Raw genomic sequence first — 15,871 nt, 5'->3', positions numbered from 1 at the left:
GGTTGGGCGGCTACTTAATGAGTAGCATTTACACCGCTGCTGGCGGAATGGCGATGTCGATTCAGGCACCTACCAGCCTTGGCGAATTCAGGAAGCGGTGTGGGTACATCTCTTCGTAGGAGAGAGCGGCGCTCAGGACGTCGCTGTCTGCACCACGCGCCCCGATAATCTGCATACCGATTGGCAGTCCTCTTTCCGTTAACCCGCACGGGACTGTGCAGGCAGGCTGCTGGCTAAGATTGATCGGAAAACTGAATGAGGACCATTCAACCCAGCTCTGCAAAGCGCTTCCCGGCGGGACATCGTGGCCTGCCTCGAAGGGGAGGATCGGCACTGCCGGCGATATGATGAAATCAAATTCGGCGAGCAGGGCGTCCATACTCGTTCCAAATCTGGCGCGGGACATTTCGGCAGCCACGTGTTCCACACCGGTATAGCCTTGGCCAATGCGCGCCGCATTGAGAAGTCCGGGATCGAGAGCGGACCATTTGGTGGGGTCGATCAGGGACAGCCTGTTTGCCGCTCCGACATACCAGTGAGCATAAAAGATTTCGAGAAGAGCTTCCTGGTTCGGCAGGCGGATCTCCACTATCGTTGCACCTGCTTGTTCAAGATCCTTTAGAACGCTTTCGATTGACGCGATCACCGAAGCGTCTACTTTGCCCACACACGGGACTTTCCAGTAAGCAATCCGCTTACCTTTCCACCCGAGGGGGCGACCGTTAAACTGGGAATAGGAAAGGGCGATTGAGTCCAGTCTCGAGGGTCTCTTCCGGACATGACGTCCAGCATGGCCGCAGCATCGCCTACCGTGCGGGTCATCGGACCGATATGGGCGACGGTACCAAACGAACTTAGGGGATAGGCTGCAACTCGCCCGTAGCTTGGTTTGTGGCCGACGATCCCAGTAAAAGAGGCGGGAATCCTTATTGAGCCCCCCGTCGGTGCCAAGATGAAGCACACCTGCCCCGCAGGCTGCGGCAACCGCTGCTCCGCCGGACGAGCCCCCGGGGGTGCGCGCCGGATCCCATGGATTGCGGGTGACGCCGAATGCCGGACTATCGGTGACCGCTTTCCAACCAAATTCGGGCGTGGTCGTCTGGCCGATGAAAATCGCACCTGCCATGCGCAATCGAGCGACTGAAGGAGCATCCTGTTGAACAGGAGCAGCATCTGTCGCAGTGCTCCCATAGCGCACTGCCCATCCTTCTACGTGGACAATGTCTTTCAGCGTAGTAGGAATTCCGTCTATTGGCGAGAGCTGCTGTCCCTTCCTCCAGCGCCGTTCAGCGACACGGGCTTGGTTTAGAGCATTTTGAGAATCAAGGAAGCTGAAGGGATTTAGGAACTCCTGGATTTCAGCTGCTCGGTTGAGGGCTGCTTGGGTTAACTCTACCGGCGAAAGCTGCCCTTTTCTATAGGCGGCAGTCAGCGATTGCACGTCGAACCTGTTGAGTTCAGACGACAGAGGCGAGATGCCGCGGGCACTGAGTGAGCTACTCAAATCTGGTTCCTCCGCTTGCTTCCCTAGTATGCCGCGAACAGAAAAGCCTATAAAATGCATTATTTGATGTGCGTTGATATATGGAGTGTGACATTGAATATGACCCTCCGCCAGATCCGATACATTGCGAGTATCGCTGAAACTGGCTCCATCGCTGCTGCGGCACGACAATGTAGGATCTCACAATCATCGGTAATGTCGGCACTGGATGTAGCTGAGATCGGGATGGGAGCGCGGCTTTTCGACCGGCGGCCCTCCCGCGGCGCGGAAACGACGCCCGCAGGCGAGCGCTTTTTGGCGGCTGCACGGCATCTGCTGACCGCTGAGGTTGAATTCGAACGCGCGATGGACAGGCATAGCGATGGCGCACCCGCGGTTCTTCGAATCGGTTGTTTCGAACCCTTCGGGGCGCTCTTCATGCCAGAACTTCTCAGAATGTATATAGGCCGAGGCGAGGTCGAGGTTCAACTGTTTGAGGGCGAGCAGCCACAACTTCTAAAGTGGCTGGAAACAAATGCGGTGGATGCCATAGTCACCTACGACCTTGGCACCGGACTTCCCGACGATGCAGCCGTGTTAGCGCACATTCCGCCGCATGCCCTGCTGCACATTGATAGTGACCTTGCGAAGCAGCCCGCAGTTAGCCTTTCTGAACTGTCTCAACTCCCCTTAGTACTTCTGGATTTACCGCAGACGTCTGCCTATTTGTTGACGCTGTTTGATATCGCCCGGCAGCGGCCAAAGGTGGCGTTCAGGACGCGGAGTTATGAGGGGGTGCGGGCTGCAGTCGCATGCGGCTTCGGCTTTGCGATCCTCAATATGATGCCCCTCGGTCGAGGCAGTCCCGATACCGCTCAACTTACACGTCGGCCTCTGATTGAAGACCTACCTGCGCCGAGACTGGTGATCGCAGATCGTTATGGGCCATTGAAGCCGCCGTTCCTGAGGCGCTTCACTGATGTGGCGCAGTCGTTCTTCAAAGGATCGGAGCTGAACGGGCAACGCACCGAACTGAGTCTAACATCAGAGCCTAAGGGGCTCTAAGTGAACTCTCACAATCACGCAGGAGCCAGTGAGTCGCCTCTCACCGCTCAAAACCGCCGACAATACCCGCTCGCGAACATGATGGGCAAGAGGAGACGAGTTGGCAGACCGCAGGGTCAATGTGGCGAAGCGTACCGTCGAGAACTTGTCGCCACAATGTAACCATCGAACCCGGCGAATGCGACAACTACGCAAGCCGGATACGCTTCCGTCAAAACCTGAAAGACTCTAGAGCGAGAAGTTACCCGGAAAGTGCCAGCCAGACCATCATCGTGTGCAGCCGGCAACGAGTGTTTCCGTCTGCCTCCGCGGTGCATTCTTGCGTTGGTTGCTCTTCAATTGATTTGCAGGGCTCGCTCTGCTTCAGGGCGGTTCATTTGCTGGCGTGGTAACCGCGACTGATGCGGCGCGCATCCGTAGACGTCGCGGTACACTTTTGAGAAATGCGATGCAGAGACAAAGCCGCAACCCATCGCAATTTCTACAACAGGCAGCTGCGAACTGATGAGTAGCAGGTGCGCACGTTCCAAACGAAGGTTCAAATAGTAGCGGCTCGGAGAGCAGCCCAGTTCCCGCCTAAACAGGCGTTCGATTTGACGGCGGGATAGACCGGCTGACTCCGCAAGTTCGTCCAGTAGCAATGGCTCCGTAAGGTTTGACTCCATCTCTTCGATCACCTTGATGACGGCCTGATGGTTTATGTGGACTCGAGAATGAAGAGGTAGACGTTGGCGGTCACCCGCTAAACGTTTCCTGCACACGAGGGCTTTTTCGCAAATCCTGTTGACGACGATGCTCCCATGATGGCGGTCAACCAAGTCCAGAAAGAGGTCGAAGGGGGCGTCCCCCTGCGCAGGTTTAGAGGTCCCGGTCTCGCTCGAAGGTGGTTTGGGTGGCTATCACCCCTCGGAACCGCTCAAAGAATATAGGAAATTGCTCCCAGTGAACCGCACAACGCCGTCCTTCTGCAAGCCCGGCGCGAGCAAGCACGATTGTACCGCTACCGACCCCTACTAGGCTGCCCCGGCGATTACGACACTCTCTTAGCCAGGCATCGAGCTGTTTGTGCGGACTGGGAGCATTGCGGCTGCCGACGATCACCACCGTCGCTGCCGAGATCGATCCCCGAGTCCTTTCACGTTCGAAGGACAACGACAAATCGGCGCAGACCAACGAGCCACAACTCGCGGTAGTCGGTTCCCCGTCGTTCGAAATGACCTGCCAGCTATATACGCTCTGCCCCAACACCTCGTTAGCGAGCCTCAGCACTTCTACTGCCGACGAAAATGCCTGGAGTGAAAAGCCCGGTAGGAGGTAAAAGTAAAAACTTCGGCACTTGGATTGTGAGTCCAGCATCCCGGATTTCCCTTTTCCCAGCCTGATCTCTCGTTTCTTCTCGCCGTGTTGAGATGAGCGTCGGCTTCGTAGTCCAGACATGGGTTATGTGCGAACTGCTCTCTGCGTAACGAGTGTAGTCGGCAGCATCCTGCCCGAGCCTGCTCGCTGCCGGCCGGAGCTCGATCGTTCGGAATCCCAAACACAAACTAAGGCAGTTGGCCCAGTGCGCTCGCACCGATTGCTATCGCGTTTTTTTGTCGGCCCCATAACGTCGGCCGGATCGTTATACGGACGCTGCTTGACCCGCTCATAGAGCGGGTCAAAAAGGCCCGTTGCGGCTTCCACTTATATGTTAAGCCCCTCTCGCGTGAGCTCATCCATGACAAAGCGCACAGCACTTTCAGCAATTGCGACAATTTCTTCGACTTCGGCCTTGGTTGTCACCAGGGGAGGGGCAAAGCCTAGAATGTCACCGTGTGGCATGGCGCGAGCGATAAGGCCACGATCACGGGCAGCCTTCGAGATTCGCACGCCGACTTTGAGCATCGGATCGAAGCCCTTCCGATTGTCCCGGTCGGCAACGAACTCGATTGCGCCCATCAACCCAACACCGCGCACCTCGCCGACGATTGGCAACTGCGAGAATTTCTCCTTCAGCTGCGCTTGGAAAAACGCGCCAACGTCACGGGCGTTACCTGGGAGGTCTTCTTTTTCGACGATGTCGAGCACCGCATTGGCCGCGGCGGCTCCTATCGGATGGCCTGAATAAGTGTAGCCGTGCGAGAAAGCGCCAACTCTTTCTGCGCCAGCCTCCAAAACGTCATAGACCTTCTTACCGACAATTGCCGCGGAGAGCGGGAAATAGGCCGACGTTAGACCCTTTGCGATCGTGATGAGGTCTGGCTCGATCCCATAGTGCTGCGAGCCGAACATGGAGCCCGTCCGGCCAAAACCGGTGATGACTTCATCGGCAATGAGCAGCACATCATGCTTTCGGAGTACGGCCTGGATCGCTTCCCAGTAACGTTCCGGGGAGGGGTGATGCCACCGGTGCCGAGCACGGGCTCGCCAATGAAGGCGCCGACGTTGTCCGGGCCCAGGCGTTCGATCAACTGGTCAAGCTCGACGGCGCGGCGAGCGGAAAATTCGCGTTCGGTCTCGCCCGGGGTCGCGCCCCAATAATGATGCGGAACACCGGTGTGAACAATCTGCGGCAGCGGCAGGTCCATGTGATCGTGGTAAAAGCTCATGCCGGTCATCGAACCAGACACAACGGAGCAACCGTGATATCCGCGCTCGCGCGAGATGATCTTTTTCTTGTTCGGCTTGCCACGCAGGTTGTTGTAGTACCAGACAAGCTTGGCCTGGGTCTCGTTGGCATCCGAGCCGGACATGCCATAGAAGACCTTGCTCATTTTGCCCGGTGCCATGTTCACAAGGCGATCAGAGAGGATAGCGAGCTCATCGGTTGTGTGTGCCGCATACGAATGGTAGTAAGCAAGGCGAAAGGCCTGACGGGAGATCGCTTCAGCTATTTCGGTGCGGCCGTAGCCGACATTCACGCAGTACAGGCCGGCAAAACCATCGATATATTTGTTGCCATGCGCGTCTTGAATTCGGATTCCTTTCCCGGTCTCGACGATCGTCGGCTCGCCGAGCTTACCGGTGGCGAAGTCCTTGAGTTGCGTGAAGGGATGCAGGACCGAGTTACGGTCCTTTTCGCTGATATCCTTGATGTTGATCGTCACAGATGCTTCCTTTCAGGCTGCAATGTTTCCGATACAAACGTATTTGGGTTCGAGATATTCGGCGAGCCCATGCTTTGAGCCCTCGCGCCCCAGCCCGGACTGTTTCCATCCGCCGAAGGGAATTGGCGCGCCCGTGAATTTAGGCGTATTGACGGCGACCATGCCGTATTCCAACCGGTCAGTGAGCCGCATGGCGCGGTTGAGATCACGAGTATAGACGTAGGCTGCGAGGCCCATCTCGGAATTGTTGGCTCGCAAGAGCACTTCCTTCTCGGCATCGAAGGGCAGGATCGCGGCGATGGGGCCGAAGGTTTCCTCCTGGCGATCAGCATGTCATCGGTGACATCTGCGAGGACCGTCGGTGTCACGAAGTTGGCGCCAAGGGGGCTGTGTTGGCCGCCAAATACAACGCGAGCTCCTGCAGAAACCGCCTGTGAAATCTGCTGGCGACACTTTTCGGCAACAGATGGCAGTGTCATCGGCCCAATATCCGTTCCCTCTTCAAGGCCGTGGCCGACCTTGAGTTTTCCTGTTGCCTTTGCGAATTCCTCGACGAATCGGTCATAGATGCCGCGCTGGACGTAAATTCGATTTGCCGCCAAGCAGTCTTGGCCCGATGTAGCGAATTTCGCACTGACACACCCTGCAATTGCAGCATCCAATGGAGCGTCTTCGAAAAGCAGGAATGGCGCATTGCCTCCCAGTTCCATCGACGCCTTCTTGATCGTACTTGCGGACTGCGCGAGGAGGAGCCGACCAATCTCGGTGGAACCGGTGAAAGAAAATGCCCGCACATCGGCGTGCTCCAGCAGCCGCTTTGCAAGCGGCGGTGCTTCGCCTGTGATCACCTGGAACACGCCAGGAGGGATACCGGCATCTTCGGCGAGACAGGCAAGCGCAAGAGCCGACAAAGGGGTTTCTGGTGCCGGCTTGACGATCATAGTGCAGCCCGCGGCCAGCGCGGCTCCAGCCTTTCTGGTGATCATGGCTGATGGAAAATTCCAGGGCGTGATTGCGACGGTTACCCCAACCGGCTGCATCCGCACCGCAAGCTGAAATCCGGACAGATGACTAGGGATGGTCTCGCCGTGGGCCCGCTCTCCTTCGGCTGCAAACCAGTCAAGAAAGCTGGCGGCGTATGAAATCTCACCACGCGCCTCGGCCAGAGGTTTGCCTTGCTCAGCGGTCATGATTGTGGCTAGGTCCTCAGCGTTCTCGCGCATACCTGCGGCCCATTTCCGGAGGAACATACCGCGATCTAAAGGAAGAACATCACGCCACGTAAGGAATGCGGTTCTCGCGCACGCAATCGCATCGTCCACGTCGGTCATGCCACAGGCTATAACCTGAGCCAATTCCTCGCCAGTAGCCGGGTCCACAACCGGTAATGTTTCAGCTCTAGAGAGCCAACCGCCGTTCACATATGCGCGATTTGTTATAAGATCCTTCCGTTTGAGACCCCTTATTGCGACGGCGGCTGAACCTTTCATGCGCTAAACCTCAAGTAGAATATTCGATTTTCGGCAAAACTAGCCTCTTATAAGAGTCGCTAGGCAGCGCAATCCAGGCGCAGCAAGTCGCCTTCCTGCGAAAGGCGGCCTTCTGGTGAGGATTTCTCCATCTCAGCGTTTCTCGCCATCAAGCAACGACACGACCTCAGCGGCTACGCGGTGTATGTCCATGGTTCCCTCCATCGTCTGGTCACGAACAGGGAGCCAGCGGGCAACAAGACAACCAATACGGATCCGCGCTCGCAGCGCATCCGGGCGAGACGACAGCCTGCTCGGACTTGCGTGCTCCCGGTGCCCGGTGCCCCGTGGCCCAGATCCGCCAAACTTAGCCTGACGACCGAAACAAACGATGGCACCGAGAACAACATGCCTAAGACTCTGCGCCTCCGCCGGTTGCCCAACCCGCGCCAAGAGGTGTAACAGAAACTGCCGAGGCTCTAATCGCCACTGGATGACAGTTCAGTGGCATGTATGGACGGCCTCCGCGTGGCAAGGGCTTTCTGACATTGATGACAGGTTGGTCGGGTGCAGGCCGATCCCTACATCCGTCGCCTTCTTGTTGTGGGAGCCCATGCCGTGCTTCGTGCACCTCACGCAATTGCTGTACCAAAAGAAAGAGGGCCGATCGGGCAAGCGGGGGAATGAGGTCGTGCCCCTCGTCCTCAACCAACGCGACGAGCTTGCTCAGCCCTGTAGCACCCTGACGAGTGATGATGCCCAACTCCGCCAAGTGGCCGCGCAAGGCGTTCACCAGCATTGTCCGCTGCCGGATCAAAAGCTCGCGGACGCGATGCAGCATCAACACGCTCTGCTGCTCCTCGCTCTTTGTCGGAACAAAGCGCATCGTCGGTCGCGTGACCGCCTCGCAGATTGCCTCGGCATCCGAAGCATCATTCTTCTCTGGTTGCCGCCCTCGATGCAAGAAGCCTTCCAACCTGATGTGCCCGGTGATCGAGTGCGTTCTTCTCTCAGGCCTTTCGTTGCGACCTTTCAAGAAGCCGCGGGCCGGTATGGTGATCTGCGGATCGGGTCCAAATCTTCTGCAAGAGCTTTCAAGCTCGCGAACGATGTCTGGTTTTCCTGATCCAGATCTTTTCGATCATTGTGCCCATTCAGGTCATCGACTTCCTACACCTCCTTCACCGGCGCCAGTTTGTGTGGTGATGCATCCGTCATGCAGCCACAACTCGCGCCGGATTTCGATAATCCTCTTTCTTTGTCATCATCGCCCAGATCGCCCGCGCCATCTTGTTCGCAAGCGCGATTGCGACCAGCATGAGCGGCTTGCGACGCAGCATCCGTGCCAGCCATGATCCCTCGACGATCGATTTGCGGGCCAGCACTGTCAGGCGTGACATGGCACCGATGATCAACAAAGACCGGATATCAGTCTGGCCAGCCTTCGACACGCGTCCAAGTCGCTCCTTGCCGCCGGAGGTGTATTGACGTGGGACGAGCCCAAGCCAGGCCGCAAAGTCTCGCCCGCGTTTGAAGCTCTCCATCGGCGGAGCAAAGCCGCTGATGGCCAACGCGGTCTGGGGCCCGACACCAGGCATTGTCTGCAGCCGCCGCGCTGTATCGGTCGCCAGGGAAAGGGCTTTGGCCTTTGCCGTTTTGATGTCGATCCGAGCTGTCTTCTCGGCAATCTGCTCAATCAGGTCGCGGCATTCCTCGCGTACCAATTCGGGCAGGTCACTGTTGGGTGCCTCCAGGATGCCCTCGATCCGCTTAATGTGGGCGATCCCTTTCGGAATGATGTGACCATATTCGTACAGCACCGAACGCAGAGCATTCACAAGCTCGGTGCGCTGATGGAGGAGGCGCTCCCGACCTCGGAACAAAACAGCGCATGCCTGTTGATCTTCCGACTTCGGCTGTACAAAACGCATCTCCGGACGCTGTGCTGCAACGACGATTGCTTCAGCATCGGCAGCATCGTTTTTCTGCCGTTTGACAAAGGGCCGCACATATTGAGGTGCGATCAGCTTCACCTCGTGGCCAAGCTTGACCATTTCTCGGGCCCAGTAGCTCGCGCTGCCGCATGCTTCCATCACAACCACGGCAGGCGGCTCGCTTGCCATAAACTGCAGGAACCGTGACCGCGTCAGCTTCTTACGGAATCTCAGATGCCCCGTCATTGTCGCGCCGTGAAGCTGGAAAACGTTTTTTGCCAGGTCCACCCCGATCATAGTATCGTTCATTTGCCGTCCTCTCCTTCTCGTGGCGTTGAACACCACGACCTTGGCACATTGCGATGCCGTCTGGGGAGGGCGGCAACCATCCCATCTTCTGCCGCTTCACGTATGGCTTGAGTATGACGCAGGCATCAGGCGAACCTCATGCCCCAGAGCCGTGAGGACACGAGCCCAGTGATGGCTCGTTGCGCAGGCTTCGATGCCGATCAAGCACGCCGGCAAGGACGTAAAGAATGCGACTACATCCTCGCGACGCAATTTCCGGCGGACAACCACTGCGCCCTGCGCGTCAACGCCGTGCACCTGAAACACGTGCTTGGCGACACCCAGACCGATTGTGCTAACCTTCTCCATGGACGGCTCTCCCTCATGTGACTTTCGACAGCCACACTTTGGCACATTGCGATGCCGGGAGCGGAGGCCGTCCACCTCATCAGGTCATGGCAAGGCGCGCTCGCGGAGCGAGGTCTGGACGAGGCGCTCGGCTTCGCCGCTGTTTTTGGGGTAAAGCGTTTTGGTCCGATGGGCTTGACGCTCTCCTTGCGCCTCGCTGGCAAAGGCCCTGGGGTCTGTATCAGGAGCCGTTTGTGTTCATGAGCGGCTGACCGCGATGAAAGCGGCATAAGAGGCATAACAGCGAGCGCCGCCTCGAGGAAGCGATGCCGCTCGGCTTTCTTTCATCGGCTGCATCCGGAGAGAAGGCGATACACGAGGCGTGGTCGATCGCGACGTGGACGAATTCCGCAGGGGGCGCCGCGCGACCTGTCCGTTGCGGATCGTCGGTGAGGACTCGCCTGAAGTGGGCCGAGCTGTTTGGTGTCAATGTTGATCATTCCATGGCTCCTCGCGTTGGTAGCGCACCTCCTGCTTGGCCGGCTCCAAGTACCGTCAATCGGAAAGCCCGCGCGCAAGCACCTGGCTCACCGTCGCCGGCGAAAAAGAACCTGGTGGGCCATGTGCTGGCCGGTGAAGCGCTGGCCTCAGTATGCGTCATGCCACAAGAGTATGCCCACACCCTCTTAGGCGCGAACCCGCAAAAGCGGCTCGAACTGCGGTGAAGAGAGGTCGCTGCCTGAAGCCCCCTTTGGGCGTAGCAGCTCACTGGGTCACGGTGCAATTCGCTTATCGCGGCGCTGCGAGTTAGCGCGTGGGTTCGGCGACCAGCACGGCAAATATGCAGAATAACATCGTTCTTCGGCCCAAGTAGCCCGATCCCTGCGGGATACGTCCCTTAGAGTCAGTTCCTGAATGATCGTCTCTGGCCGTGCGGTGCATAAATCCCGAGGCACAAACGATCGAAATACCTTGGTGCGGCGCCGCCTAAACTGGACAGGACAGTTATGATCACTAACTCACCCCTACGCCCTCATGAACAATCCATTCGCAGTCACGAGATCCTCGTCATTGGGGGAGGAATCGCTGGGACCAGTGTCGCCTATCACCTCGCTAAAGCCGGCAAGAAGGACGTTGCACTTCTGGAGCGAAACACCCTGACCTCTGGCACCACTTGGCATGCTGCCGGGTTGATTATGCAGACGCGCGGTACTCACGCGCTCACCGAAATCGCGAAGTACAATGCGGAACTCTACTCAACTCTGGAGTCCACGACTGGTCAAGCGACTGGATTCAAACGAAATGGCACCCTTGGAGTTGCTAGAACAAAAGAACGCCTTTTTGAAACCGCGCGAAACGCGTCCATCGCTAAGAGTTTCGGGCTTGACGCGCATGTGATCTCGCCGAACGAGGCAAAGAGACTGTATCCGGCCCTCAATTCGTCCATCATCGAGGGAGCAGTTTTTATTCCTGGAGATGGTCAAACAAGTCCTGTCGACACGTGCATGGCGCTGGCAACTGGTGCCAAGCAAAACGGTGTAACGATTTTTGAGAATTCCGAGGTCTTGGACCTCTGGCGCACATCAGAAGGCGATTATCAAGTCCGAACCAAAGAAGGGGTTATTGAAGCCGAAATTCTTGTGCTTACGTGTGGACTTTGGACCCGAGATCTAGCTTCCAAATTGGGTGCGCGGATCCCGTTGTATGCGGCAGAGCATTTCTACGCAGTCACTGAAATGATGGATTTTGTCACGCCGACCTTGCCCGTGCTGCGCGACACAGACGGCCACGTCTATTTGAAAGAGGACACAAGAAAGCTCCTTGTCGGCGCGTTCGAACCCTGGGGCAAGCCGCTTCCGATGGAAAAGCTTCCGAAAAGGTCAGCCTTCATTGAGCTTCCCGAAGATTGGGATCACTTTGAGCTGCCGATGACCAAGGCGATAGAGCTTGTTCCCGCGCTCGCGAATGCCGGGATTGCCAAGTTTTTCAACGGTCCCGAGAGTTTCACGCCAGATCTTCTCTTTATGATCGGTGAGGTTCCAGGATCGAAAAATCTCTACGTTTCAGCGGGCTACAATTCGGAAGGTATCGAATACGGGGCGGGAGCAGGGCGAGCTCTGGCGGAGTGGATCATTGCCGGCGAGCCCCAGATGGATATCAGCTTCGTCGATGTCGCGCGGTTTCATCCCTTCCAGATCAATAAAAAATATTTGCACGATCGTACCGCTGAAGTATTGGGTCTCCACTACAAAATGCACTGGCCGGCCCACCAGCCGGAGACGTCTCGCGGTGTTAGGAAGAGCGCTCTTCACGATCGATGGGCCAGGCTTGGAGCAAGTTTTGGTGAAGGCATGGGCTGGGAGCGTCCCATGTGGTTCGCCGGGGAAGGAGAGCCGACCAAAAACGTCTACTCCTATCACGAGCCGAACTGGTTCAAATATACGAGTCAGGAGTGTAAGGCCGCCCGTAACGACGCCATTCTGCTAGATCAAAGTTCATTCGGCAAGCATCTGGTTCAAGGTCGTGACGCGTGTCGCTTCCTTCAGCGGCTTTGCGCAGGAAATGTTAATGTACCTGTTGGAAAGCTCGTGTACACACATATGCTCAATCAAAAGGTGGGATCGAGACAGACGTTACCGTGAATCGTCTGTCGCACACAGAGTTTCTGATTATCTCCTCAGCGACTGTCCACCCGAGAGATAAGGCGTGGATTACAAAACATATTACCGAGGACTGGCATGTCACCCTCACTGATGTCACGTCGGCTTATGCGGTCTTGTCGTTGCAAGGACCGAAATCCAGGAAGATACTGTCTCAAGTCACTGACACAAATCTAGAAAATGCAGAATTTCCATTTGCCACGAGCCAAGAAATAGATATCGGCTATTGTCGTGTAATCGCCAACAGGCTGACGTATGTCGGAGAGCTTGGCTGGGAGCTTCACATTCCAACCGAGATGGCGCAGCATGTTTTCGATACTGTTTGGGAGGCTGGTCAGGCCTTCTGCCTCAAGGCCGCAGGATACCATGCGCTTGAGCACCTACGATCCGAACGCGCGTACCGCGAATATCAGCTCGATCTTACGCCCGTCGATACTTTGCTTGAGGCAGGCCTCGGATTTACAGTTGACTGGGATAAGGAAGGCGGGTTCATAGGAAAAGACGCGTTGATTTTCCAGAAGAATGGTGGGCCTCTAAAAAAACGCCTTGTATCGTTCAAGCTTCGTGACCCGAATCCTGTGCTCTTCAAAGAAGAGCTTATCCGATGCGACGGCAAGATTGTCGGCTATGTATCGTCGGGCGTGAAGAGTTTTACTCTTGGTACTTCACTCGGAATGGGGTATGTAAACCATCCTGCCGGTGTCACAAAGGATTTGATCGAAACCGGACGATGGGAAATCGAGATAGCCGGTGAACTTTACGAAGCCGATGCATCGCTTCGGGCATTCTTCGACCCAAATGGAGATCGAGCTAAGCAATAATTTGCGCCGCTAGAGGCAGAAGGCAAAATTGCATTTCCGTTCCTAACTGAAATGAACCAGTTCAGCCGACGATCCTGACAGCGCAAGTCAGTAGTGGGTAGTCAGTCAGCGCTCATTTAAATACGCGGGGCGAAGTCTGTTGCGTTATCTTTTGGTCTCCCTCAACTGTCAGCCGCGTGTTTGACCGTAGCCGAGCGAGCGTCGCACCACGCGCGAATGAGGAGGACTGGGCATAGAGTGCTGGATACTACTCCAGCCGGCGCCGAGCGGGAAATCGAATATTCATGTCTTCACTCTGGGGGTTGATCGCTATTCCATTCGGGCGAGAAGGATATGGCCCCAAGCGATCGAGCGTGTTCAACCGCTTTCTTCACGACGGCCAGCTCGATCCCGACAAGCCTGGCTGAGCGGGTTATGTTCGGCCAGCCGAAATTGGGCAACTCCGCCGCGGGAGCTGCCTGCGGTCGTACTCACCTTATCGAGACCTGAAAGCTCCATAGCTTCGATGCCGAAGCCCGCATTGCCATGTCACTAAGTCGAAGGAATGTGCGGAGTTCGAAGCCTAGCGGCAGCCTACGTGTGTCTTCCACCGCACTCCGGGAAAACGGTTACGATTAATGACGAACAGGCCGCAGAAGGGCCTCAAGAGCTGGGGGGCAGGGCGGATTCAGCCAAAGGCCTGCGACGGGCCGGACTGGCTAATGCCGCTTCGCGGCCACTGTCCAAGAAATCCCAGCCAACCGTCGGCCGTCATTGCATTTCTGCGTGTGGCATTGAAAAAACGTCGCTTTCCTGCTCTTCGAGGTGAACGATTTGCGGAAGGCAGCGTAGTGCGCTTGGTATTGTGAAGAAAGGGAAAAGACCATTCTTGATACTGGGAGGAACATACAATGTCGCAGGAGTTGGAGTACCTCAGCCGCTGCGCTGCTGCGGGATGGTTGAGCCGACGTGAATTTCTCGGCCGTGTGACGGCGCTCGGCGTCTCAGCGGCGTTCGCGAGTTCGCTCCTGGCGAGCGCCGCGCGAGCCCAGGGGCCGATTTGGGGGGGCGCGCTCAAAGCCGGCCTCGGTAAGGGCCAAGCGACCGACAGTCTGGATCCGGCGGCCATTGGCAGCAACATCCCTATCGTGTTCAGCAAATGTTGGGGCGAGATGCTGCTCGAGATGACTCCCGACGGAGCCATTGAGTACCGGATCGCCGAGGAAATCGGCGCGTCAAAAGATGCGAAGACCTGGACGATGAAGATCCGCAGAGGCATCCAGTTCCACAATGGCAAGGAAGTGACTGCGCAGGATGTCGTCGCTACCCTCGGGCGGCATGCGGACAAGAAGTCGAAATCCGGCGCGCTCGGCGTCTTGAAAGGGCTTGAATCGTTCAAGGCTGATGGCGGCGAGGTCGTGATCACGCTCAAAGAGCCCAACGTCGATCTGCCCTACCTGTTGACAGACTATCACCTGATCATCCAGCCCAATGGCGGCAAGGATGATCCTGCCGCTGGTATCAGCGCCGGCCCTTACAAGGTCACCGTCAACGAGCCGGGTGTGCGGCACGGCGGCGAAAAATTCAAAGACTACTGGCAAGGCGACAAGCTCGGCCATGCCGATCAGGTCGAGATCATCGTCATCAATGACGCTACCGCGCGTATGGCTGCCCTGCAAGCCAACCAGGTCCACATGATCGATCAGGTCTCCCCGAAGGTCGTCGACCTTGTGAAGCGGGTGCCCGGTGTGACCATCCAGAACGTTTCGGGGCGTGGCTACTGTAGCTTCAACATGTTCTGCGACACCGCGCCCTTCGACAACAACGATCTCAGAATGGCCCTCAAGCTCGCCATGAACCGCGAGGAAATGGTCGACAAGATTCTGCGCGGCTACGGGACAGTCGGCAACGACTTCCCGATCAATGCCTCCTACCAGCTCTTCCCCGAGGACATCGAGCAGCGCGCCTTCGACCCGGATAAGGCCAAGTTCCACTATCAGAAATCGGGCCACAGCGGGCCGATCCGGCTCAGGACGTCCGAGGCGGGCTTCCCCGGCGCCGTCGATGCTGCCCAGCTGTTTCAGCAGAGCTGTGCCTTGGCGGGCATCACCATCGAGGTGAAGCGGGAGCCGGTCGACGGCTATGATTCGGAGATCTGGAACAAACAGCCCTTCTTGACGAATTTCTGGAACGGTCGACCGACGCAGGACCAGATATACTCGACCGTCTATTCGTCGACAGCGCCCTGGAACGACACGCACTTTTTCAACGATAAGTTTGACAAGCTGCTCATCGAGGCGCGCGCCGAATTCGACCAGAGCAAGCGCAAGGATCTGTATCGCGAGATGGCCCTCATCGTTCGCGACGAGGGCGGCGTGATCGTGCCGATGTTCAATCATTCCATCGACGCGACAGGGCCGGGAGTGAAGGGGTTCGTCAAGGATCCCGTGTTTGACAGTATGAGTAGAGCATTGACACATTGCTGGCTGGCAGCGTGAGCGGAGTGCCTAGGTTCAACCGTTCTGCGGCCGGTTGCCTCCCTGGGCATTCTCTCTTCGCGGTCGCCGTCCTGGCACAAGCGGTAGAAGAGTTTCTCACCGAGGGCGCAAGCTCAAAGATCATCAATTCGGGACGAGTGCGGCCTGATAAGCCGAAGTTCAACCCGTGCACATCAGTGGAATAGGGCCGGGCGTGAAAAGGATTAATCAGGATGGTTTGTCTGATATTACATTCTCAGC

7 protein-coding genes and 6 pseudogenes are annotated in these 15,871 nt (G+C 57.0%); 4 read left to right on the top strand and 9 right to left on the bottom strand.

Annotated elements, in window-relative coordinates; translation table 11 throughout:
• Positions 1–61: 61 nt before the first annotated feature.
• Both ACVDG8_RS12720 and ACVDG8_RS12715 read right to left on the bottom strand, forming a co-directional pair.
• Positions 62–667 carry an amidase family protein gene (locus ACVDG8_RS12720; protein WP_455707724.1) on the bottom strand — a complete coding sequence of 202 codons (606 nt, stop codon included), beginning with the start codon at positions 665–667 and terminating at the stop codon, positions 62–64.
• A pseudogene (locus ACVDG8_RS12715) lies at positions 655–1,564 on the bottom strand (amidase family protein). Before ACVDG8_RS12715 ends, ACVDG8_RS12720 begins: the two are co-directional and overlap by 13 nt.
• A gap of 39 nt (positions 1,565–1,603) precedes the next feature.
• Here ACVDG8_RS12715 and ACVDG8_RS12710 point away from each other — a divergent pair.
• Positions 1,604–2,548: a LysR family transcriptional regulator gene (locus ACVDG8_RS12710; RefSeq protein WP_447257320.1), complete on the top strand. Its 945-nt coding sequence runs from the start codon at positions 1,604–1,606 to the stop codon at positions 2,546–2,548.
• Positions 2,549–2,883: 335 nt separating this feature from the next.
• On the opposite strand, the gene ACVDG8_RS12705 is transcribed toward ACVDG8_RS12710, so the two are convergent.
• The 7 genes and pseudogenes from ACVDG8_RS12705 to ACVDG8_RS12675 form a co-directional block, all read right to left on the bottom strand.
• Positions 2,884–3,225 (bottom strand): helix-turn-helix domain-containing protein, encoded by a 342-nt coding sequence (locus tag ACVDG8_RS12705; RefSeq protein WP_447254997.1) that lies wholly within the window; start codon positions 3,223–3,225, stop codon positions 2,884–2,886.
• Positions 3,226–3,406: 181 nt separating this feature from the next.
• The gene (locus ACVDG8_RS12700; protein ID WP_447254996.1) at positions 3,407–3,904 is read right to left on the bottom strand and encodes an AraC family transcriptional regulator; all 498 of its coding nucleotides are present in this window, start codon (positions 3,902–3,904) and stop codon (positions 3,407–3,409) included.
• A 327-nt stretch (positions 3,905–4,231) separates the two neighbouring features.
• Positions 4,232–5,634, bottom strand: a pseudogene (locus ACVDG8_RS12695) (aminotransferase).
• A gap of 12 nt (positions 5,635–5,646) precedes the next feature.
• Positions 5,647–7,124: pseudogene (locus ACVDG8_RS12690) on the bottom strand (NAD-dependent succinate-semialdehyde dehydrogenase).
• 732 nt (positions 7,125–7,856) lie between these two features.
• Positions 7,857–8,043: pseudogene (locus ACVDG8_RS12685) on the bottom strand (IS110 family transposase); the annotation flags it as partial.
• Between the two features lie 274 nt (positions 8,044–8,317).
• A complete protein-coding gene (locus ACVDG8_RS12680) occupies positions 8,318–9,346 on the bottom strand; it encodes an IS110 family RNA-guided transposase (RefSeq protein ID WP_447254993.1) in 1,029 nt (342 codons plus the stop codon).
• A gap of 40 nt (positions 9,347–9,386) precedes the next feature.
• Positions 9,387–9,694 (bottom strand): annotated as a pseudogene (locus tag ACVDG8_RS12675) (IS110 family transposase); the annotation flags it as partial.
• 986 nt (positions 9,695–10,680) lie between these two features.
• Here ACVDG8_RS12675 and ACVDG8_RS12670 point away from each other — a divergent pair.
• The 3 genes and pseudogenes from ACVDG8_RS12670 to ACVDG8_RS12660 form a co-directional block, all read left to right on the top strand.
• Positions 10,681–12,734, top strand: a pseudogene (locus tag ACVDG8_RS12670) (GcvT family protein); the annotation flags it as partial.
• A 177-nt stretch (positions 12,735–12,911) separates the two neighbouring features.
• A complete protein-coding gene (locus tag ACVDG8_RS12665; RefSeq protein WP_455707830.1) occupies positions 12,912–13,154 on the top strand; it encodes a glycine cleavage T C-terminal barrel domain-containing protein in 243 nt (80 codons plus the stop codon).
• Positions 13,155–14,044: 890 nt separating this feature from the next.
• The gene (locus ACVDG8_RS12660; protein WP_447254991.1) at positions 14,045–15,631 is read left to right on the top strand and encodes an ABC transporter substrate-binding protein; all 1,587 of its coding nucleotides are present in this window, start codon (positions 14,045–14,047) and stop codon (positions 15,629–15,631) included.
• Positions 15,632–15,871: the final 240 nt, after the last annotated feature.

Source organism: Mesorhizobium sp. ORM8.1, from assembly GCF_053005525.2.
The sequence above is the reverse complement of the archived record's forward strand: the minus strand, read 5'-3'. Positions and strand labels throughout refer to the sequence as shown.